Raw genomic sequence first — 21,187 nt, forward strand, 5'->3', positions numbered from 1 at the left:
CAATGGCTGAAATAGTTAGAATGCCCAAGCTAAGCGACACCATGACTGAAGGTGTGGTAGCAGAATGGCACAAAAAAGTAGGAGATGAAGTTGAAGCAGGTGATTTACTTGCTGAAATTGAAACGGATAAAGCAACAATGGAATTCGAATCCTTCCAAGATGGAGTTTTACTTCATATTGGAGTGGAAAAGGGAGGTTCGGCTCCTGTAGATTCTATCCTAGCCATTCTTGGAGAAAAAGGCGAAGATATCGAGGCGCTTCTTAAAGAGGAAGGGTCGTCGGAAGAAAAACCTACTGAGCCTAAGAAAGAGGAGCCAAAAGCAGAAAAGGAAGCCCCTAAAGAGGCTCCTAAAAAAGAGGCAGCTCCAGCTCCTGCCGCAAGTCAGAGTCAATCTAGTGATACTGCGGATGGTGGTAGAATTAAGGCTAGCCCGTTAGCTAAAAAACTAGCTGATGACAAAGGAATAGATATTCAGCAGGTTAAAGGTTCTGGTGAAGGTGGAAGAATCGTAAAACGCGATATTGAAAACTTTAAACCATCAGCTGCAAGCAGCGCGGCATCTTTTGCTACTTCTGGTCCAGAATATACCGAGGAGGCAGTTTCTCAAATGAGAAAAACTATTGCTAGAAGATTAGCCGAATCTAAGTTCTCTGCACCGCATTTCTACCTTAATATCGATATAGATATGGATGCCGCTATTGAGGCTAGAAAAGCAATCAATGAGTCTATAGAAGGTAAGGTGTCTTTTAACGATATGGTTATTAAAGCTGTATCCATTGCTCTTACTAAAAACCCAGCGGTTAACAGTAGCTGGCTAGAAGATAAAATTAGATACAACAACGTTGTAAATATTGGGGTTGCCGTTGCAGTACCAGATGGACTTTTAGTTCCCGTAATTCGCAATGCAAACTTTAAGTCGTTAACCCAAATCAATGGCGAGGTTAAGGAGTATGCTCAAAAGGCAAAAGATAAAAAGCTTCAACCGTCAGATTGGGAAGGAAACACCTTTACCATTTCTAACCTAGGAATGTTTGGTATCGAGGATTTCACGGCCATTATCAATCCACCAGATTCTTGTATCCTAGCCGTTGGTGCTATTCGTCAAGAACCTGTTGTAAAGAATGGTGCAGTGGTTCCTGGAAACAGAATGAAGGTAACCTTGTCTTGCGACCACCGCGTGGTGGATGGAGCAACTGGTGCTCAATTCCTGCAAGATTTGAAAACTCTGTTAGAAAACCCTGTTAGGATGTTGGCTTAAGCCAATTAACTATTGTTATTTTAAGCCCTTGAGAAATCAAGGGCTTTTTTTGTGCTTAATCTAGATACCGATATTACCTATTTAAAGGGACTTGGACCAGAACGTGCTTCTACCTTAAAGAAGGAATTGGAGTTGTTTTCGGCCCGGCAGTTATTTGCTCATTTTCCTTTTCGTTACATAGATAGGTCGGCCATTGTATCCATTGGTGATATCCATAGCGAAGATGCTTTTATCCAAGTAAAGGGAAGACTTGGACAAGTAAAAGAAATAGGAGCAGGGCGTAAAAAAAGACTTGAAGCCTTATTAACCGATGATTCTGGGGTATGTAAGTTGATTTGGTTTAAAGGCCTAAAATGGGTAAAACCATCCCTGATTACAGGTAAAAATTTTGTGGTATTCGGAAAGCCTCAACGTTTTGGAGCCACTTACAGCTTTGCTCATCCAGAAATTACACCCGAAGAAAAATTTCAAGTTAGTGTTCAAGCTTTTGAACCCGTTTATTCCTCCACAGAATTATTGGGTAAAAAAGGATTGCATTCAAAGGGAATCCATAAAATAATAAAGCAAAATCTCCCTGAGTTTCTAAATCAGTACCTCGAGAATCTACCCTCAGAATTAATTCATAAGTATAAATTACTTTCTAGGGCCGAAGCTATGCGCGGTATTCATTTGCCTCGAAATATGAATGAGGTAAAGGCCGCAAAAAGGCGATTGAAATTTGAGGAGCTTTTCCTACTCCAAACTTTCTTGCTTTACAAAAAGCTAATAACGCTAAACCACAATAAGGGGGCTGTATTTTCAGAGGTAGGAAACTATTTTAATCGCTTCTACAAGGAGGTTCTACCCTTTGAGCTTACCAATGCACAAAAGCGTGTTTTAAAGGAAATTAGGGTTCATACGCGCGACGGTAAGCAAATGAACAGACTGGTGCAGGGTGACGTAGGGAGTGGTAAAACTATAGTCGCGTTGATGGCGATGCTTTTGGGTATCGATAATGGAACTCAAGCTTGTTTGATGGCCCCAACAGAAATTTTAGCTAGACAGCACTTTTTGGGTATACAAAAGCTGGTAGAACCGCTAGGGTTGGGGGTGGCACTTTTAACCGGAGCGGTGAAAGGGGCCGAACGAAAGAAAATCCTTGCAGATACAAAGTCGGGGGAATTAAAAATATTGATAGGTACCCATGCGTTGATAGAAGATAAAGTGTCTTTTGGAAACCTTGGTATAGCGGTAATTGATGAGCAGCACCGATTTGGCGTTGCGCAACGGGCTAAGTTGTGGGCAAAAAATAACCCCTCGCCACATGTTTTAGTCATGACTGCCACCCCTATCCCAAGAACCCTGGCGATGACCCTTTATTCAGATTTGGAAATATCGGTTATCGATGAGCTCCCTCCAGGAAGAAAACCGATAAAAACACTCCATAAACGAGATTCGCATAGAGAATGGGTTTTTGGTTTTATGGAGCAAGAAATAAAAAAAGGACGCCAGGTTTACGTTGTTTATCCACTGATAGAAGAGTCTGAGAGTATGGATTACAAAGACTTGATGGATGGATATGAAAGCATTACTCGAAGATTTCAGCCTCCAGCATATCAGATTTCCATTGTCCATGGTAAGATGAAACCGGAGGATAAGGAATGGGAAATGCAGCGCTTTAAAACAGGAATTACTCAAATTTTAGTAGCTACCACAGTAATTGAGGTGGGAGTGGATGTTCCAAATGCCTCTGTAATGGTGATAGAAAGTGCAGAACGATTTGGTTTAGCGCAATTGCACCAGTTACGAGGTAGGGTTGGAAGAGGTGCAGAACAATCGTTTTGCATTTTAATGAGCTCAAATAAATTGTCTGCCAACTCTAAAAAAAGGCTTTCAACGATGGTGGAAACCCAGGATGGCTTTAAAATTGCAGAGGTAGACTTGGAATTAAGAGGGTCGGGGGAAATAATGGGTACGCGACAAAGTGGAGACTCTGATCTTAAATTGGCCGATTTGGTATACGATGCAAACATGTTAGCTGTTGCAAGAGAAGAGGCCAAAAATATTGTTGAATTTGACCCCAACTTAGAAATGAAAGAAAACCAAGCGTTGAAAATGGAATTGAAAAGGCGTTATGCAGATAAGTTGATCTGGAGCAAGATATCCTAACATGAAAAAATTTTTACTCTATACCATTTTTATCCTTGCCACTGTATCGGTTTTAGGGCAATCTAAAAGCATCATTAGTGGTGATGGTAGGTTTGTCGCAACGGTAGATTACTTGGATAAAAATGCAGTTTCCGGTCAGCACGAATACGAGGCTAGAGTTTACTCTGTAGCCTACAAAACTTTAATAAAAGCCTTTCGACTTCGCTACGAAAAGTCGTTAAACATAGATTCTTTGCGATTAAGCCACACGGGTAAAATGCTCTATGTAGGAACCAAAGAAGACCGTAGAATATACAATACCCGAGTGGGTAATATGTTGTTTAGAACCAATGAACCCATGGAGTTTGCCATGGCCAATCAGGACAACTTTTTTGTGGTGAGTGCCCCCAGTTTTGTCAAGGCCCTTGATGCCTACACCGGAGAGGAAATTACCAACTATAAAACGGCTCCCAATAATCAAATTAAGGAGTTGTACATTACCCAAGACGATGAGCATATTGCCGCGATTACATTTCGGAAACAGATACTTTTTTGGCAGGTAGGAAGGGAACGCGCTAGGAAGAAATATTTTGGGGATGATATTGTTTTTAAAACAAATGGAAAGGGCTTTACCGTTGCCAGAAAAGTGGGTACACAGCTTAACGTGTACAATTACGAACTTCCAACATTTAAAAGGATAAATAAGCTTTCCATCGATAAGGTATTGCGCGAAGACGCTAGGGAAAGAACCATGGCTTTGAGGGAAAGCGACCCAAGTCAAAAAAGGACCATTATTAATCCATCCAAATCGCTTCACAATGATTTTTTGCTTTCTCAAGTGGGAAATTACATTGCCATTTTAGCCAAAAGCCCGGAGGATGAGAAAGAGCTGTATGTTATTAATACCAATACAGGAACGGTAAAACTGAGGGAGGTTGTTGGAGATTTAAAGCAAGAAATAGCCCTCAATTGGTACAGCGATTCGCTACTTATTCCGCAGAATATGGCAAGCCCCAGAGTGTACAATGCCAACACCAATGCCTTTGAAAATAACTTAAAACTCAAGTTTTTATACAGCAAAAAGAAGGGGCTTTTCGCGAAAAGGCAGGAGTGGAGTAACAAAAATATATCCTCCAATTTTAAATGGGCAATTTCGCAAAAGGAGGATGCTTTACTTATGAGCTATACCTCGGGAAATGAGGGGCCAAGAAAATTCCCTGGATTTCAATTTTTGGGATTCTCCACCAATGCTCTTTTTGCTTATGCTAAAAACAATGCGGGTCAGAAATTTTACGCAGAACTGCGCGGATTGAAATCTGTAAATGCCGTAAAATGGATTCCTCTCCAAGAAGAAGAGCGTTTATACATGGAGCCAGAAATGGGAAATGTAGCGGCGCCCAACAGCTATAACTTTGTTCGAATAAAAGGCATGCGCCATATCTCGGAGGCGGGACCAACTGATACCTTGAGATTATTAATGAAGACCGTGGAAACGGGTTCTAAGGCTGGCGTTCAGGTGCAAATTGTGGATCAAAATGGGATTTATTATTACGGCGCTGGAACCGAAGATTTTAAGGGGATTTGGTGTAATCTGATGGTAAAGGGGTCGGATGGGAAAATCCGCCAAATTGATGATTTCAGCATTACCGAATACAGCGAAATGGATAGCTTGCCTAACGCCATAGCTACCATTATGGATTTTTCTGGTTCCATGGGGTGGCCTAGAGCCGATGCCTTGCAAGAGGGGGTAGAGAAATTCATAAACGCTAAAAAAGAAAAAGATGAAGTGGCTCTTTTTAAGTATGATCACCGGGTAGTCCAAGAGAGTGATTTGTTGGATAAAAAAGAACGACTGATAAGAAAACTCTATCATTTAGATTTTAGTTCTTTCGGCGGTGCAACGGCACTTTTAGACGCAACCAATGCTGGTATATTTGGCGTTAAAAAAGCCCGAAATGTGAGTAGGAAAATAGTTATAGTAATGACCGATGGAAATGAGAATTCCAGTTTAATTACTAAAAATGAGGTCCTTAAAAACGCGCTGGAAAACGGAGTAAATATTTACACCATTGGGTATGGAAACCAGGTAAACCAGGGGTATTTAAAGTCTCTATCTTATAACACCAGGGGAGGGCATTACCAAATTTATGATGTTGCGGATTTTGAATGGATTTACAACGACATTTATAAAAAATCCCTCAATTATTATTCGGTTAATTACAAAACGGCAGATAAGGGAAGTCAGGTATACCTTCTTAAGATTTGTAAAGACGGTTTAAATTCCGATTCTGTGGTAGTAGAGTTTGAGAATAATCCAGCAGATTTAGCGGTTTTGGCCAATACCTTGGCTGATTATAAGGATAACCCCGTGGCAGCTTCTGGCTTTTCTGAAATAAACACAAAGGGGTTTAACAAGCCGAATTTGAAGCAGTTTTCCAAGGTTAAAATGGAGCAACCTTTACTCCCAAAGCGAATCAGAATTTACGAGGATTCGCTTACTACTATTGAGGATGAGTTTAGTACAATAAAGCTTCCAAGGTTCAATTTCGATTACGACCGAGTTACTACGGTAAAGGAGACCGAGTCGCGTATATTGGATTTAATTGCCTTTCTAAAAAAGTATCCTCAGGTAAACCTTGAAATTATTGGGCATACCGATAATAGTGGCGAAAGCGATTACAATGACGATTTATCCTTGAGACGAGCGAAAAGAGTAAAAGAGCTCATCGTGGATATGGGAGGCGATTCCAATCGGTTGGTGATAAGGGGTTTTGGAGAGACTGCACCTGTGGCTAGTAATGCAACCGAAGAGGGTAGAGCAAAAAATAGACGGGTTGAGTTTAACGTAATAGAAAGGAAGTAAGCTTGAAAATTAAGGGAAAGAAAATCTGGATTACCGGTGCGTCTTCGGGAATTGGGGCCGCTTTAACCAAAGTACTTGCGGCGGATAACCAGTTATTGCTCTTGGCCAGATCCCAAGAAAAGCTTGAGCAATTATCTCAAATGCATCCCAATCAAATTCAGTTTGAATTGTTCGATGTTAGCGATGCTGAAGCTTACCTAAAAACTGAAGGATTAATAGAGAAATACTTTTATCCAGACTTGGTTTTTTTCAATGCTGGAATATCTCAACGCGCGATAGCCAAAGAGGCAAAACCAGAGGTATTTAAAGCAATGATGGATGTGAATTACTTTGGAGTAATCAATCCATTTTTGGCAATACTGCACAACAAGCCAGAAAACCAGCAATTGCAGGTAGTGGTAACCAATAGTGTGGCTGGAAAGTTTGGCTATTGGATGCGAAGCGGTTATGCTGCCAGCAAACATGCGCTCACAGGGTTTTTCGATACTGTAGCCCTAGAGGAGTATCAACATGGGTTGAGAGTTACTCAAGTTTTTCCAGGAAGAATAGATACACCGATAAATCAGCATGCCCTGATGGCGGATGGCAAACCATCGGCTGGCAGATACGAAGGGTTTACCGATGCGATGAAAACGGAATATGTTGTTAGGAAAATCATAAATGCAACAGCCGCTAAAAAATCTCACAAAGTGATAGCGAAACTAGAATGGATCCCCTTTGTGGTATACAACCTGAGCAAGGGCTTGTTCTTTCGATTATTCTCAAAAAGGAAACCAGAGTAATCTGAGCTTCGGTTTAAACAACCTGCTTGTTTTTCCATTTACCCCGTTTAAAATACCACACGGTTAAAATGCAGGGTAAAATGTAGCTTATTGGGAAGGAATACCAAACAGCCAATTCTTCAAAACCTTCAATTTTCGCAGCGAAGTAGGCAAAGGGAAATTGAATAAGCCAAATTCCAATTAGGGTAAGTACCATGGATTGCACCGTATTTCCAGAACCTCGAAGTGTCCCCACCAGGGCCAATTGAGCACCTAGAAAACCAAAACTCAAGGAAACTACCTCCATAAACTTAACTCCCATGGCTACTACATGGTCTTCAGCATCCAAAAAGGTACGTACTATGGGTTCGGTAAATAGGTAAAACAGTAGTCCGATAAAGCTTAGAAACACAAAACCTATCCAGGCAGCGTAGATGGATCCTTTTTCCGCGCGTTCTATTTTTCTTGCACCCATATTTTGCCCAACCAAGGTGGAGTTGGCACGTAATAAGCCCAATCCAAAAATTACTACAAAACTGATGAGGCGAGATCCTACGCCATAGGCAGCCAGCACTTCGGTCCCAAATTGTGCTGCAATCCCTGTTAGAACAGTTAATCCCAAAGCTCTAGCAGAAATTTCGATTGAAGAGGGAGTTCCCAACTTAAAAGCTCTGGCCAATAGAGGTTTGTCGATTTTAAACTGGTTAAAACTTAGTTTGATACCTGCCGAGCCTTTAAAAAGAATAAAAAATCCAGCGATGGAAGATAGTGCCAAGGTAGCCATAGTTGAGTAGGCCGCACCGGCAACTCCTGCGGCAGGTATTGGGCCGTATCCATATATAAACAATGGGTCTAAGATGAAATTTAACGCCAATGCCACCCCATTTATGTACAACGGAATTCGTACCTCTCCAACACCACGCAGGAGGGATTGAAACATGATAAAGCTAAAGTTGAAGGTGAGTGCCAGAAAAATAATGCGCTGAAAGTAATTGGCTTCCTCAAAAATATCTTGTCCAACACCTAACCAACTTAATATATGAGGCGAAAGCGCATAGGCGAGAAGGGAAATAATAAGGGAAAGTAAAACCACCATGCTCAGCGTTTGCTGTGCAGTATGATTTACCATTTTATAGTTTTTGGCCCCAGCGTACTGGGCTACCAAGATGGTGCCAGCAAAGGCAAAGCCGGAGGTAAGTGAAATCAGTAAAAAGTTTACAGGAAAACTTACGGATACCGCTGCAACTGCATTAGCGCCTAACCGTCCTACCCAAAATGCATCTACTAGTTGATATCCCGTTTGCAGAATATTGGCCCCAATAATAGGTAGCGCAAGCGATATGAGCCCTTTGAGTATAGGGCCTTGGGTTAAATCTATTCTGCGGTTTTGCATCGGCCGCAAAATTAAGGTATTCGACTGTTTTGCTGACCTTAAATGTTGTTATTAGTTGGGGGGGTGAGGGGATGAGGGGGTAAGTTGTTTTTTGGGAACAGTCAGTGGTTAGTGGTCAATAATTGGGTGGTTGCATAGCTTAAAGCATTACGCGAATGTGGTTTAGGTTATCGATACTCGGTTCTCGAGTGCACACGCTATGGCATGGGTGTATCGAGAGAACAAAGGCCGGGGTGCCCGCGCATCCCAGGAAAGTGTTCTCTGTTTTCAGTAAACTAGTATGCTCCCTGTCTTGGCTTGAAAAAAGTTGATGAATGTAGTGGGATGATTAAAAAAAGGGGCGATGCCCCTTTTTTTAATCATCCCAATCATGTTGTCCTCTACCTCTTCTCCCGTAAGCTTTTCCTCTTCGGTTACAATCGTCGTTGTTCCTGTAGTAATCTGGGTGGTAATGATGGTCGTGTCTCATATTACAGCTTCTTCTACAGTAGTCTCTCGGTGCTCTCCTTATTGGTTGAATTCTAAAGTCTCCAAACCTATCAATACAAGCTTCTAAATGTGCTCCGTGAGGTAGAAATATTCTATCGGCAAATACTACTTGTGCATAACCATAGCCTCTCCGGTTAATTCTATGTTCAATAACCCTGATGTGGTGCGAACCTGGTCTTAAACGATTGAGAAATAGGCTTCCATACATGTCATATCTTACTCCATCCACAATTACCTCATAATTAATATTGGTTCTATTGTGGATTTCAAGACTCGCGAAATACCTTTTGTTGTGTCCGTCTTCTGCAAATCCTATCATCGGTATAAGCAGAAGTAAAATCAATAACTTTTTCATAAGGCAATAGTTTTAATTTCCTCAATAGAAATCAATTCCCGTGCCAAAACTGTAAGTTATTGATAGCTAATATGTTGTAAGGTGTTCTTGAGGGCCTCTTGATCACTTTTCCTCAAGCGGAGGAATCTAATTTGTGCTAATAATCGATGGAAGTACTTCTTTCCTTTCGGGAAAACTGCTATCCCACCTAAAAGGAAAATAAAGTACCAGGTGTTGATGCTAGATAAGCCGCTGAGCATCAATTGAAAGAAACAAATCCACGCCAAGATGGTAACCAGCAGGTGCTTGGTTAACCAATGTATGGAAAGATGGAATTGGTGATCTTTAAATTTCTTGAGAACCAGTTTAAGGATGAACCAAAATGGAATTTCAAAAAGGCAACCCACCAGCATCAGCGGAAGGCTTGCAGCCAATTTTACCATATTGATTACATAAGATCCAACGGTAAATGGAATAATCAGTTTATCGCCAATTATAGACTTAACCTTAGACCAGTGCTCCTCATTTAAGCTTTCTTTTTTAAGTAGATTTTGCTTTATCCGAGCTGGCCAATCCAGATTTAAAATAGGATCTAAGCTCTCGAATTGTTCTACGGTACATAATTCTTTTTCAAGGGCTTGCTCTAATTCTTTAGTTGTAAGCCCTGCTTCGTATTGAAATGGTTTCCCAAATTTCACCTCTATACACGCATGCGATTTTGTAAGGGAACTAAAGTTTATGGCTATAGGCACCACGCTTGTGGTGGGATTTTGTTCCCATATTCGAAATACGCCCTTTTTAAACCTCCTAAGCGTTCTGTGCTGCAAATGGGTGCCCTCGGGGAATAAAGCGACCCAATCCTTTTTATTCAGTTTGGATTTTAACAGATTAAATGTCTCTTGATTTTTAAGAGGAGCCTTAAAACCATCTACCGCTCTATAGGCAGGAATTGGACCAAAAAAAGATAATAATCTATTGATGTAATTTGATTTGAACACATCAGATCGCGTTAAAAACCAAATCTTTTTCCTAACCGAACAGGTAATCAATAAGGGGTCAATCAGCGTGTTCCAATGGTTGGCAATAAAAATAACCCCTTTGCCTTTGGGTATGTTGTTGCGTCCTACTACCCTGATATCAGAGAAAAAAAGCCGGAGAGACAAGGCAATCCAGCTTTTAAATATGTAGTAGCACCACTTTTCCATTTACCTTAAACTAGCGCCTAATTCTTTTTCAAGACTCTTCATTATTTTATCCATCTGCGCATCTACCTCTTTGTCAGTAAGGGTTTTCTCTGGCGATCTAAATTGATAGCTCAGCGCATAAGACTTTTTACCTTTTTCAAGGTTTTTCCCTTCGTAAACATCGAATAATGAAACGGATTGCAGCAGCTGGTTGGCCGCCTTCTTGCTAACCTTTTCAAGTGCTTGATATTCCACTTCCTTCTCTAACAGTAAAGAAAGATCCCTTCTCATACCAGGGAATTTCGGAAGTTCAGCAATCTGTGGTTTTACATTGGCCAAGGCTTCGTAGGCGAAATCAAAATCAAAAACTGCGAAAAACACTTCTTTTTTGATATCGGATTTCTTTAATAATTCGGCTTTAACCTTACCCCATTTTACCAGTGATTTTTTTCTGAATGAAATTTCCATTCCATATTCCATCCAAAATTCTTTTCCCTCGGTAGTCTTTAATGCCGACTTAAAGCCTAGACGGTCTATTACACTGTATACCAGGCTTTTTAAGTCAGACCAAGAGGCATTTCCAGCATTGGTGTTCCACCCTTCCTCGTTCGCTAATCCAGACAAGGTAATGGCCAGTTGCTCATTTTCGTTGTAGCCCTCACCCGCTTTAAAGTAGGCTTTTCCAAACTCGAATAAGGCAATGCGCTCGTTTCCAAACTTCTGGTTGTACAGCACTGCATCCAATGAAGAAAACAGCATGGAGTTTCTCAAAATTCCTAAATCGGAACTTAAAGGATTCAGAAGGTTGATTGCCGACTTTTCTATTCCCGCATCAAAGGTTTTATAGTTGGCATTGGTTAAACCGTTGCTCATTCCTTCTGCTAAACCTTTGGCAGCAAGAAATGCAGAAATAATTTCTCTGGCTTTATGCTTAGATAAACGCTCTCTTTTTCCTGGACTTAAAGCAATTTTCTGAGGAATAGGAATAGCGTTAAAACCGTATATCCTCATAACTTCCTCGCATACGTCGGCATGTCTTGTAACATCCACGCGATACGCCGGAATATCCAGTGTCCATTTGTCTTCTTTCTCAGAGAGGATAGTGATATCCAAATCCTTAAGAATGGCCTTAACTGTTTCTTTATCAAAATCAACCCCAGCAAGGGTGTTAAGTCCTTTTAATGAGAATTCGCACTGATGACTGGTTGCCACTCCTGCATTTACATCTTGATATCCACCCTTGATTTCACCTCCTGCAATATCCGTGTAGAGTTTAGCAGCAAATTGTAAGGCAGTTAGGGTGGCAGTGGGGTCTATACCTCTTTCATATCTAAAGGAGGCATCTGTGTTTAATGCTTGTCTTTTGGCAGTTTTTCGAACCGAAACGGGATTGAAATATGCCGATTCTAGAAAGATTCCCTTTGTTGTTTCTGACACTCCTGATGATAATCCTCCAAAAACACCGGCGATACACATGGCGCTTTCGGCATTGCAAATCATCAAATCTTCCTCATGTAAAGTTCTTTCAACTTCATCGAGGGTGGTGAATTTATCTTTTGCTTTTGCAGTCTTTACAATTACTTTTTGTCCAGCTACCTTTTCCAAATCAAAGGCGTGCATAGGGTGCCCAAAACCATGACAAACGTAGTTGGTAATATCTACAAGGTTATTTATGGGCTTTAGACCTATGGTTTTAAGTCTGTTTTGAAGCCATTCTGGAGAAGGAGCAACTTTTAAGTTTTCTATAACCAGTCCAGCATACCTTGGACATCTTTCTTTATTTTCCACCTCTATTGTTACTGGGCAGTTTCCTTCTTTAAGATCTGCCAGATTACTAAGAGGTTTTATTGTAAGCTGTTTACCTTCTTTGTGGTTTAATGCCGCCACAATATCTCTCGCTACCCCGAAATGAGACATAGCGTCTGTACGGTTGGGGGTTAATCCAATCTCTATTTGGTAATCGGTAGTAACGTTAAAGTAGTCTGCGGCTTTTTGTCCCACCTTAGCTCCTGAAGGTAGAACCATAATTCCTGCATGACTTTGCCCTAGACTTAATTCGTCTTCAGCGCAGATCATACCCTGAGAAACTTCCCCTCTTATTTTGGCCTTTTTTATTTCGAATGGATCACCCTCAGTTGGGTGGATAGTAGCTCCAACGGTTGCTACCACAACTTTTTGTCCCGCTTCTACATTTGGTGCTCCACAAACGATAGGAACAACCTCTGTCCCTATCTTTACCGTGGTGCACTTTAATTTATCGGCGTTTTCGTGCTTTTTGCAAGTAAGAACTTCTCCAATTACTATTCCTTCTAATCCACCTGGAATACTATCTACCCGTTCAACTCCTTCAACTTCTAACCCTGTATCGGTTAAAATTTCCGATAGCTCATCGGGTGAACGATGGTAATCTTCGGGTAAAAAATCTAATAACCAGTTATATGAAATTTTCATGATAGCGCTCTAAATCGGGACAAAAGTAAGGGATATAACCCGACTAACTTTTATCGTTTTCAATATTGTTTCCGAACTGTATTTTAAGGTGAATTAGATGGAAAAGGGATGCCGAGATGTTTCGTTAGCACCCCCCCCATCTAATTTGGTAATTCTATTTGCTGGTTTGTTCTTGCCCAATGGCAGAAAGTACCTCTTCTTCGCTAATTTCTTCAGGAAGGGTTACTTTAAGTTGTTTGTTTATTTCCATTGCCCTTTTAATGGCAAACACGGCGTTGTCGTTTCTGGCCCAAGATCTTCTAGCAATTCCGTTGTTAACATCCCAGAATAACATGCTGTTTAGCTTTTGCTCGGCTTCTTGGGTTCCGTCAAGCAGTAACCCGAAGCCACCATTTATAACTTCTCCCCAGCCTACACCACCTCCGTTGTGCAGCGAAATCCAAGTTGCTCCTCTAAAGGAGTCTCCTACAAAATTTTGAACGGCCATATCAGCGGTAAACTGACTACCATCGTAAATGTTAGAGGTTTCTCTAAATGGTGAATCTGTACCAGAAACATCGTGGTGGTCTCTACCCAGTACCACCGGTCCTTCTAATTCTCCCAGTGCAATAGCCTTATTAAAAGCTTTTGCAATTTCTATTCTTCCGGTTGAATCTGCATAAAGGATACGCGCCTTAGATCCTACAACCATTTGGTTCTCTTCGGCCTGCTCTATCCATTGGATGTTGTCTTGCAGTTGTTGCTCTATTTCTTTGGGAGCCACCACAGCTAATTCCTTTAATACTTCTGCAGCGATCTTGTCTGTTTTGCGCAGATCTTCCTCATTTCCGCTAGTACAAACCCAACGGAAAGGACCAAAGCCAAGGTCGAAGCACATAGGCCCCATAATATCTTGTACGTAGCTAGGGTATTTAAAGTCGCCATTTTCTTTTACGATATCGGCACCTGCTCTACTCGATTCAAGCAAGAAAGCATTCCCGTAATCGAAGAAGTACATTCCACGGTCCACCAATGCATTTATTGCTTCAACATGCGCTTTAAGGGTTGCATAAATTTCCTTTTTGAATTGCTCTGGGTTGTTCGCCATCATGTCGTTGGCATCATCAAAGCTCATTCCTATAGGGTAATATCCTCCAGCAAATGGATTATGCAGTGAAGTTTGGTCAGATCCAATATCTACTTTAACATTTCTGTCAACCAGTTTTCTCCACAGATCTACCACGTTACCTAAATAGGCAATTGCATAGGCTTTACCCTCTTTTCTTTTGGCTTCGGCAAGGTCAATAACCTGGTCAAGATCTTCAACTACTTCATCAACCCATCCTTGCTCGTGCCTTTTGTAGGCTGCGGCTGGATTTACTTCTGCGGTAATAGAAACGCATCCCGCAATATTTGCCGCTTTAGGCTGCGCTCCCGACATTCCACCTAAACCAGAGGTTACAAAAAGTTTGGTGCCATATTCCGATCTATCCTTACAGATTTTACGCAGTGCATTTAAAACGGTAATGGTGGTTCCATGCACAATTCCCTGTGGTCCGATGTACATGTACGATCCTGCCGTCATTTGCCCATATTGGGTAACCCCTAAAGCATTGTATTTTTCCCAATCATCTGGCTTAGAGTAATTCGGAATCATCATCCCGTTGGTTACTACTACTCTTGGTGCGTTGCTGTTAGATGGGAACAATCCGAGTGGATGACCAGAATACATAACAAGCGTTTGCTCGTCGGTCATTTCGGTTAGGTATTGCATGGTAAGCAAGTATTGCGCCCAGTTTTGGAAAACTGCACCATTACCACCGTAGGTAATTAACTCATCGGGGTGTTGCGCCACCTTTGGATCCAGGTTGTTTTGGATCATTAACATTATGGATGCCGCCTGAATGCTTTTTGCAGGATACTCGTGTATTGGACGGGCATACATATCGTATTCGGGCTTGAAACGATACATGTATATCCTACCATATTTTTCGAGCTCCTCGTTAAACTCTACAGCCAATTCCCGATGCCACTCCTTTGGGAAATATCTAAGGGCATTTCTCAAGGCTAAAATTTGCTCAGATTGAGAAAGTATTTTTTTGCGCTTAGGGGCATGACTTACCTTAGGGTCTATATCTTTTTTTGGAGGTAAATTTGAAGGAATTCCTTGTGCAATTTGCTTTGCAAATTCTGTAGTAACCATACAATAATTAGATTGTAGCGATAAAATAACTAATAAATACCCGAATGTTTAAAACGGTAGAAGAATCTCAAACCCAACTTACCGAATTAATGGTTCCCAGTTATACCAATTTTGGTGGGAAAATTCACGGAGGGCAAATATTATCATTATTAGACAAAACAGCCTATGTATGCGCGTCTAAACATGCAGATAATTACTGCGTAACGCTATCTGTAGATCGCGTAGAATTTCTTCATCCTGTAGAGGTGGGAACCTTGTTGCATTTATATGCCTCGGTAAATTACGTGGGAAGAACCTCATTAATTGTAGGTGTGCGGGTGGTTTCGGAAAACTTTAAGACCAAAGAAAAAATTCACACCAACAGCTGCTATTTTACCATGGTTTCTGTGGATGATGCGGGAAAGCCAAGCCCAGTTCCCGGTTTAATTTTAAGAAGTACGGATGAAATGCGCCGCTTTATTGAGGGGCGAGAGAGAAAAAAGACCAATCTGCGTTTCAAAAGTGAGTTTGAAAAAAGCAAGAAGGAAATTTTGTCCAACATTAAAGCCTACGATTTTGCCGATGAAAATTGCGAATTGAAGATTTAAACACTTCTGTGTTTAATCCGTTTTGCAATTAAAATAATCTGTTATCATGTCCAAAGCCATCAAAAACATTTTTCCCTTGGGTTTTCCTTGGCAAACCCCAGATCCTTTTCTTTTCTGTGTTTACCACCAAGATAATTATCCTGCCGGAACGGAGACTTTGGGACCTGCTCCGTCCTATTTAAAGGGAAGACCCATTGGGAATGATTTTCAAAAGAAGGATGGATTTAGAATGTATCACGGAACAGAGGTTCCGGGATTTCCCGGGCATCCGCACAGAGGTTTCGAAACCATAACCATCGTTGAGCAGGGTTATGCAGATCACTCAGACTCCATGGGGGCTACTGGAAGATTTGGAAACGGCGACGTACAATGGATGACAGCAGGTAAAGGGGTTATGCATTCTGAGATGTTTCCCCTAATTAGTAGCGAGGGACCAAACATTTTGGAGCTATTTCAGATTTGGTTAAATCTACCTCGGAAGTCTAAAATGGTGGAACCCCACTACAAAATGCTTTGGAATGAGGATATACCCGTTCATAAAACTGATGGGGTTGAGGTGAAGGTGGTTGCCGGAGATTTTAAGGATAGCTCCGCCCTAAACCCTACTCCAGATTCCTGGGCTGCCGATCCTGTTTCAGAGGTTGGAGTTTGGCTTATATCTATACCAGAAAATGGCAAAGTAAATTTGCCAAGCTGCTCTGCCGACTGTAATAGAAGCATTTATTTGTACGAAGGTGAAAAGCTTTCGGTACAGGGAGTGGAACTTACCGTAAACCATGGTGCCGAGTTATTATCTGGAGCGGTAAACCTGGAAAATAAATCATCTAGCGCAAAAGTATTGGTGTTACAAGGACGTCCTATTGGTGAGCCCGTTGTGCAACACGGTCCTTTTGTTATGAATACCGAAGGAGAAATTAGAGCTGCGATAATGGATTATCAGAAGGATCAATTCGGTGGATGGCCGTGGCCTAAATATGAGCATGTTCACCCAAGGGATGCCGGTAGGTTTGCAAAATATGCAGATGGTGCCGTGGAAAAAAGGGGGGATTAACGCGCTCCTTTTACTCTTCTTTTGTTAAATCCGTATGGGCAGTGGCGGCAGCCATTTTGGCAACAGTAGCCTCTTTTAAGCAGATATTTTTCGGTGAAAACCATGTAGCCATCTATAGTGGTGTAATAGTCTTCGGGATCTAACTCCTTTTTTTTCGAAAAACCGCTCATATCTTCTGCCATCCCTTCAGATTTTATGCAAATTTACCCCAAATGAAGGAGATCTTTTCCCAAAAGTCTAAAATTGAAACCCATCGATTCGTTTTCAAAGGAAAGGAACTGCAAATTAATATCCTCAGGGAAGATCAATTGCACCCCATAATTAGTGGGAATAAACTAAGGAAATTAAAGTACCCCATTTTAGGTGCTGTACAACAAAAAGTAACTGGAATAATAAGTTTTGGAGGTGCATATTCCAATCACCTCAGCGCCTTGTCGTACTGCTGTAGTATGTTCGACTTGCCCCTGCTTTGTATGGTGCGATCCAATGATAAAAATCTATCTAATCCTACTTTAAAATTTATCGAGAGTCAGGGTGCGAGCATAGCTTTTTTAAGTTTTGCGGAATACCGGATGCGAAACGATGCTGCATTTCTAGCAGAACTTCAAAGCAACTATCCAAATTACCTGATTATTAAAGAAGGAGGAAAAGGTGGAGAAGCAGAGCAGGGGGTAGGAGAAATTGTCGACTCGAGAGTAAAAGAATACGATAGGTTAATAGTAGGGGTAGGAACGGGTACTACTTTTAGGGGATTAAAAAACAGCTTGGGAGATGGTCAAAAAATAACGGGGTTTTCAGCTGTGCCCCAAAAATTTTTGGATGCTGATATCCGTAATGACAAGGACCTTAACTTCGATTTCCTTTTTGGAGCATATGCCAAAACCAATGTCGAACTACAAGCCTTTGTATTCGACTTTTGGGAGCAAACAAAAGTTCTGTTAGATCCCATTTACACCAGTAAGGCTATGTATGGATTGTGCAGCAAAATGAGCGAGGATGTTAATTACGCCCAGCTTCCATTGTTAATACATACAGGAGGTTTACAGGGCTTTTTGGGGATGGAAGATGTATTTCCGTGGGTGAAAGCAGCTCTTCCACAAGCGCTTGTTAGCAAGCATCTTTAGGCTGGGTTATTGTTAGCACTTGACTACCCTAACTTTGTAGGGTATTTCTAATGCTATGAACACCAAAATCACCAGTTTATTTATCGCTTTACTGTGCAGTGCAAGTCTTTTCGCAGGAGGGGATAAAATTACTACCCAAGAGTACATCGATACCTGGAAAGAAACAGCCATTAGAAATATGCGCGAATTTGGTATTCCGGCCTCTATAACTTTGGCGCAGGGGATTTTGGAATCTGCGTCGGGAAACTCCATGTTGGCCAAAAAGGGAAACAACCATTTTGGAATTAAATGCCACGGTTGGGAAGGTGGAAAAATTTATCACGACGACGATAAAAAGGGGGAATGCTTTAGGAAATACAATTCTGCAGCCGAGAGTTTTGAAGATCACAGCTTATTCCTCAAGAATAAAAGTCGATATGCGTTTTTGTTTGACTATAAATCGGATGATTATAAATCTTGGGCGAAAGGCTTGAAAAAGGCTGGATATGCCACCAACCCTAAGTATCCGCAGCTTCTTATGGCAATTATTGAAAAATGGGAGCTTTATAAATTCGATGAGGATATTAGTAAGCCGAGAAAAGAAAAGGTTGATAAGGAAATCGAAGAGGTTAAGGCTAAACCTGTAATTGCTGAAAAGGTGATTACCCTGGATAGAGGAATAGACCTTAGCGATAATAATATTAAGTACACGCGAGCAAAAGCGGGAGACTCCGTTAAAGAAATAGCTGAGGATTTAGAGCTTGCAACCTGGCAAATTACTAAGTACAACGATATCAGCGAAAAGCACACCTTTAATAGCGGCGAATTGGTTTACATCCAACCGAAAAGAAGAAAAAACTGCTCGGTTAAGAAGTATGAAATTACTGAGGAAGACGATTTAAGATTGGTGAGTCAGAAGCTTGGGATAAAACCAAAGCACATTTTACGATTAAACCGGCTTGAGGATTTCTCAACAATCCACGCAGGAGATTCCATTAATACTTGTAAGCGGGTTAAAAAATAAAATTGATTGGATCTATTCGTCAGTTAAAATGAATTGCCAGGAAATCCCGAATTTATCCTGACACCACCCAAACTTTTTCCCAAATCCATAATCCCCTTCGCCATTATAATTGTCAAGCGGAACCATAACCTGACCGTCTTTAGAAAGTTGATCGAATAATTTTTGAATCCGCTCTGGGGATTCGTCTCTAATCAATATGGAGTTGGCATGAGAAAAGTTCCAGGCGTGGTTGTAGCTACTTTCCGAAACCATATACTCTGTTCCGTTGATAGTGAAAACACCATATTTAATAAGGTCTGGGCTTCCTCCAGGTTCTCCCTTTTTGTAGTGGGTGATGCGAATAATTTCTGAGTTAGGGAAGATATCGGTGTAAAGGTTAATTGCCTCTGTAGCTTTGCCACATTGGTCACCCACAAAGGTTAGAAAGGTGCTTGTTTTCATAGGTGGAAGTGTTTTTTTCTATCTCGCTTTTAATTGTAATGGAATAAAGGGCAAATTCAAGTGGGATAAGTTGCTAAATGCGTTATCCAGAAAAATTTGGTCCTATTCCCAAATGCACTACATCCTGAGGTAATTGGCCAAGAAGGAAACCAATTAATTTTTACAACAGCTCTTATTGTTCTGTATGGGCGGACAGGGGACGGTGCCGTAGCTGCAATAAACACAGCAGTCGTTGTTTTTGGGTTTCAAGACTTTGTTGCAGCCTTCGCATTGGTAAAAATACTGGCAGGCATTGGTGGGCATGGTTTCAACCTTCTTATGTCCACAATTCGGACAGGTTATCTCAGATTCTAATATTACACTCATTAATCATGTTTTTTCTCATTTACCTCGTAGCCAGTTTTTAGTATGGCTTGCTCAATTTCTAATGCATTGGTTTTTATTGGGTCGAAAACGATGATGGAATTGGCCTTTGAGTATGAGGTTTCGGTGGATAAAATTCCGGGTAATTTCTGCACCTCGTGGTTAACGTGTTCTTCGCAGCCCGAGCAAGTCATCCCTGCTATGCTAAACTCAACCGTTTTGTACGCAGTGCTCTCGGTAACATTTACATCCTGCTTGTTAGGGTAGAAAATGTTGGAATAATAGGGGAAAGCCAGCATAAGAGCTGCCATAATCGTAACCAAGCCCAAGAAAGTGGTGGATTGCAAGAAATTACCTTTCTCCTCCGGTTCACAATCACAGTCGTCTTCTTTTTTGGGCTTAAACTTTTGGTACCATGCAAAGGCGAGTGTACCTATAGTTAGTACTATGAGGTAGGGTCTTAAAGGTTCTAACCAAGAAAAGGTAGTGGCGAAGCTACTGCTACCCGCAACAAGCGCCAAAACAGGGGCTATACAACATAATGAGGCTGCAAAAGCAGAAAGTAGTCCAGCACCCAATAGTTTTTTCTCAGTCTTCATGTATGTTCCTTTTAACCGGTATTTAGGCAAAGGTATGCAACAGAGCGTTGTAACTTATCCCTTCTACCCCAATTCAGCCATTAGGAGTAATTACGAGTCGCTTTACTGAAAGCAATTGCTGCTTGCTATTTAAAAATTGAACGAAGTAAACTCCAGGATTCAGTGCCGATACATCTATGCGGTTTTCCTTATTGGGCTTGTAATTTATGGTCCTTCCCCTTGAGTCCATTACGCTAATACCATGGATGTCGGCTGTGCTTTTGTAGTTTAGAAAGGTGTTGGTTGGATTGGGGTAAATATCGATTTCTGCATCCGATAATAAATGATCTTTTAGGCCTGAGGTAGTTCCAGAAAAAGACAAATCGTCTAGGTACAATAGATTGCATACCACGTTGTACATGCAATGGGTGTACGCATTGGTGATGATGATGTGCACAGAGTCTGGTATTTCATTAGAAAGGTATTGCAGTTCTACTTGAAAGGGAGCGTAGCTTAGGGTAGAATCAAACTGAAAAGATCCGGTAGCTATGGTATCGGCGTTTCCGTTTTTTGTTAGGGCAACCGAAATCAATCCCGTGGCCAAACCATTATAGGTACTGGTTATGTATTTAAAGTGACCATTTAAATACTGAGGTCTGTACGAAATAGTGTCAGAAGATTTAATGGTGGTATTGGCATAACCGTACCAGTTGTGAAGAATAATTGCGTATTTGCCAGAGTAGCTGTCGGTGGTTTGACAAACGCCATAATTATAGTCTTCCGTCCATTTTTTGACGGTTCCATGTTTAGGGTTGGGGACATTAAATAAACTGTCCATCTGCTCCGGATAGGAATGTTGATAGGTGGAGTCCCAGGTTTCAAAACCCTGATTAAACTGTCCAAAAGAAGGGATGACGATAACAAGGCAAAAAAGTAAAATGAGGTTTTTCATTATAACGGGGTATATGCGGAACAATAGGGGTAACCTAAAAATTTA

The 21,187-nt window shown here is 41.2% G+C and carries 18 protein-coding genes; 8 read left to right on the forward strand and 10 right to left on the reverse strand.

Annotated features, from left to right (window positions below; translation table 11 throughout):
• Positions 1-2: 2 nt before the first annotated feature.
• Genes FRX97_RS08360 through FRX97_RS08375 form a run of 4 tightly spaced genes read left to right on the forward strand, consistent with a single transcriptional unit; the run spans position 3 to position 7,031 of the window.
• Entirely contained in the window at positions 3-1,259 is a 1,257-nt protein-coding gene (locus FRX97_RS08360) for a pyruvate dehydrogenase complex dihydrolipoamide acetyltransferase (RefSeq protein WP_147014753.1), read from the forward strand.
• Positions 1,260-1,310: 51 nt separating this feature from the next.
• The gene (gene recG, locus FRX97_RS08365; protein WP_147014754.1) at positions 1,311-3,407 is read left to right on the forward strand and encodes an ATP-dependent DNA helicase RecG; all 2,097 of its coding nucleotides are present in this window, start codon (positions 1,311-1,313) and stop codon (positions 3,405-3,407) included.
• A 1-nt stretch (position 3,408) separates the two neighbouring features.
• On the forward strand, positions 3,409-6,249 hold the full coding sequence (locus FRX97_RS08370; RefSeq protein ID WP_147014755.1) for an OmpA family protein: 2,841 nt from the start codon (positions 3,409-3,411) through the stop codon (positions 6,247-6,249).
• Between the two features lie 2 nt (positions 6,250-6,251).
• Entirely contained in the window at positions 6,252-7,031 is a 780-nt protein-coding gene (locus FRX97_RS08375; protein ID WP_147014756.1) for an SDR family NAD(P)-dependent oxidoreductase, read from the forward strand.
• Positions 7,032-7,044: 13 nt separating this feature from the next.
• On the opposite strand, the gene FRX97_RS08380 is transcribed toward FRX97_RS08375, so the two are convergent.
• The 5 genes from FRX97_RS08380 to FRX97_RS08400 form a co-directional block, all read right to left on the reverse strand.
• Entirely contained in the window at positions 7,045-8,403 is a 1,359-nt protein-coding gene (locus FRX97_RS08380; RefSeq protein ID WP_147014757.1) for an MATE family efflux transporter, read from the reverse strand.
• A 355-nt stretch (positions 8,404-8,758) separates the two neighbouring features.
• Positions 8,759-9,247 (reverse strand): hypothetical protein, encoded by a 489-nt coding sequence (locus tag FRX97_RS08385; protein ID WP_147014758.1) that lies wholly within the window; start codon positions 9,245-9,247, stop codon positions 8,759-8,761.
• A 56-nt stretch (positions 9,248-9,303) separates the two neighbouring features.
• Complete coding sequence (locus FRX97_RS08390) at positions 9,304-10,431, reverse strand: 1-acyl-sn-glycerol-3-phosphate acyltransferase (RefSeq protein ID WP_147014759.1); 1,128 nt, start codon at positions 10,429-10,431, stop codon at positions 9,304-9,306.
• Complete coding sequence (pheT, locus tag FRX97_RS08395; RefSeq protein ID WP_147014760.1) at positions 10,432-12,861, reverse strand: phenylalanine--tRNA ligase subunit beta; 2,430 nt, start codon at positions 12,859-12,861, stop codon at positions 10,432-10,434.
• Positions 12,862-13,015: 154 nt separating this feature from the next.
• Positions 13,016-15,043 carry a urocanate hydratase gene (locus tag FRX97_RS08400; protein ID WP_147014761.1) on the reverse strand — a complete coding sequence of 676 codons (2,028 nt, stop codon included), beginning with the start codon at positions 15,041-15,043 and terminating at the stop codon, positions 13,016-13,018.
• Positions 15,044-15,087: 44 nt separating this feature from the next.
• Between FRX97_RS08400 and FRX97_RS08405 the strand changes: the two genes are divergently transcribed.
• Positions 15,088-15,630 carry an acyl-CoA thioesterase gene (locus FRX97_RS08405; protein WP_147014762.1) on the forward strand — a complete coding sequence of 181 codons (543 nt, stop codon included), beginning with the start codon at positions 15,088-15,090 and terminating at the stop codon, positions 15,628-15,630.
• 46 nt (positions 15,631-15,676) lie between these two features.
• Positions 15,677-16,681 carry a pirin family protein gene (locus FRX97_RS08410; RefSeq protein ID WP_147014763.1) on the forward strand — a complete coding sequence of 335 codons (1,005 nt, stop codon included), beginning with the start codon at positions 15,677-15,679 and terminating at the stop codon, positions 16,679-16,681.
• Here the strand turns inward: FRX97_RS08410 and FRX97_RS08415 are convergent.
• The gene (locus FRX97_RS08415) at positions 16,678-16,863 is read right to left on the reverse strand and encodes a DUF5522 domain-containing protein (protein WP_147014764.1); all 186 of its coding nucleotides are present in this window, start codon (positions 16,861-16,863) and stop codon (positions 16,678-16,680) included. The genes FRX97_RS08410 and FRX97_RS08415 overlap by 4 nt on opposite strands.
• Before the next feature lie 30 nt (positions 16,864-16,893).
• On the opposite strand from FRX97_RS08415, the gene FRX97_RS08420 reads away from it, so the two are divergent.
• Both FRX97_RS08420 and FRX97_RS08425 read left to right on the forward strand, forming a co-directional pair.
• Positions 16,894-17,805 carry a 1-aminocyclopropane-1-carboxylate deaminase/D-cysteine desulfhydrase gene (locus FRX97_RS08420; RefSeq protein WP_147014765.1) on the forward strand — a complete coding sequence of 304 codons (912 nt, stop codon included), beginning with the start codon at positions 16,894-16,896 and terminating at the stop codon, positions 17,803-17,805.
• Between the two features lie 55 nt (positions 17,806-17,860).
• On the forward strand, positions 17,861-18,808 hold the full coding sequence (locus FRX97_RS08425) for a glycoside hydrolase family 73 protein (protein WP_147014766.1): 948 nt from the start codon (positions 17,861-17,863) through the stop codon (positions 18,806-18,808).
• 12 nt (positions 18,809-18,820) lie between these two features.
• Here the strand turns inward: FRX97_RS08425 and FRX97_RS08430 are convergent, their stop codons facing one another.
• The 4 genes from FRX97_RS08430 to FRX97_RS08445 form a co-directional block, all read right to left on the reverse strand.
• Positions 18,821-19,249, reverse strand: coding sequence for a VOC family protein (locus tag FRX97_RS08430; protein ID WP_147014767.1), 429 nt, complete (start codon positions 19,247-19,249; stop codon positions 18,821-18,823).
• A gap of 153 nt (positions 19,250-19,402) precedes the next feature.
• Positions 19,403-19,615 carry a GDCCVxC domain-containing (seleno)protein gene (locus tag FRX97_RS12375; protein ID WP_147014768.1) on the reverse strand — a complete coding sequence of 71 codons (213 nt, stop codon included), beginning with the start codon at positions 19,613-19,615 and terminating at the stop codon, positions 19,403-19,405.
• Positions 19,615-20,211: a mercuric transport protein MerTP gene (gene merTP, locus FRX97_RS08440; RefSeq protein WP_147014769.1), complete on the reverse strand. Its 597-nt coding sequence runs from the start codon at positions 20,209-20,211 to the stop codon at positions 19,615-19,617. The genes FRX97_RS12375 and merTP overlap by 1 nt, the downstream gene beginning before the upstream one ends.
• Before the next feature lie 73 nt (positions 20,212-20,284).
• Positions 20,285-21,142, reverse strand: a complete 858-nt coding sequence (locus FRX97_RS08445; RefSeq protein WP_147014770.1) for a T9SS type A sorting domain-containing protein — start codon at positions 21,140-21,142, stop codon at positions 20,285-20,287.
• Positions 21,143-21,187 lie beyond the last annotated feature (45 nt).

The sequence above is a fragment of the Luteibaculum oceani genome (genome assembly GCF_007995015.1).
Taxonomy (GTDB): Bacteria; Bacteroidota; Bacteroidia; order Flavobacteriales_D; family Luteibaculaceae; genus Luteibaculum; species Luteibaculum oceani.

Bases quoted from the DNA above. Each gene is read 5' to 3' on its own strand.
- FRX97_RS08360 (WP_147014753.1), top strand. From the start codon at position 3: ATGGCTGAAATAGTTAGAATGCCCAAGCTAAGCGACACCATGACTGAA.
- FRX97_RS08370 (WP_147014755.1), top strand. From the start codon at position 3,409: ATGAAAAAATTTTTACTCTATACCATTTTTATCCTTGCCACTGTATCG.
- FRX97_RS08380 (WP_147014757.1), bottom strand. From the start codon at position 8,403: ATGCAAAACCGCAGAATAGATTTAACCCAAGGCCCTATACTCAAAGGG.
- FRX97_RS08385 (WP_147014758.1), bottom strand. From the start codon at position 9,247: ATGAAAAAGTTATTGATTTTACTTCTGCTTATACCGATGATAGGATTT.
- FRX97_RS08390 (WP_147014759.1), bottom strand. From the start codon at position 10,431: ATGGAAAAGTGGTGCTACTACATATTTAAAAGCTGGATTGCCTTGTCT.
- pheT (WP_147014760.1), bottom strand. From the start codon at position 12,861: ATGAAAATTTCATATAACTGGTTATTAGATTTTTTACCCGAAGATTAC.
- FRX97_RS08400 (WP_147014761.1), bottom strand. From the start codon at position 15,043: ATGGTTACTACAGAATTTGCAAAGCAAATTGCACAAGGAATTCCTTCA.
- FRX97_RS08405 (WP_147014762.1), top strand. From the start codon at position 15,088: ATGTTTAAAACGGTAGAAGAATCTCAAACCCAACTTACCGAATTAATG.
- FRX97_RS08410 (WP_147014763.1), top strand. From the start codon at position 15,677: ATGTCCAAAGCCATCAAAAACATTTTTCCCTTGGGTTTTCCTTGGCAA.
- FRX97_RS08415 (WP_147014764.1), bottom strand. From the start codon at position 16,863: ATGGCAGAAGATATGAGCGGTTTTTCGAAAAAAAAGGAGTTAGATCCC.
- FRX97_RS08420 (WP_147014765.1), top strand. From the start codon at position 16,894: ATGAAGGAGATCTTTTCCCAAAAGTCTAAAATTGAAACCCATCGATTC.
- FRX97_RS08425 (WP_147014766.1), top strand. From the start codon at position 17,861: ATGAACACCAAAATCACCAGTTTATTTATCGCTTTACTGTGCAGTGCA.
- FRX97_RS08430 (WP_147014767.1), bottom strand. From the start codon at position 19,249: ATGAAAACAAGCACCTTTCTAACCTTTGTGGGTGACCAATGTGGCAAA.
- FRX97_RS12375 (WP_147014768.1), bottom strand. From the start codon at position 19,615: ATGAGTGTAATATTAGAATCTGAGATAACCTGTCCGAATTGTGGACAT.
- merTP (WP_147014769.1), bottom strand. From the start codon at position 20,211: ATGAAGACTGAGAAAAAACTATTGGGTGCTGGACTACTTTCTGCTTTT.
- FRX97_RS08445 (WP_147014770.1), bottom strand. From the start codon at position 21,142: ATGAAAAACCTCATTTTACTTTTTTGCCTTGTTATCGTCATCCCTTCT.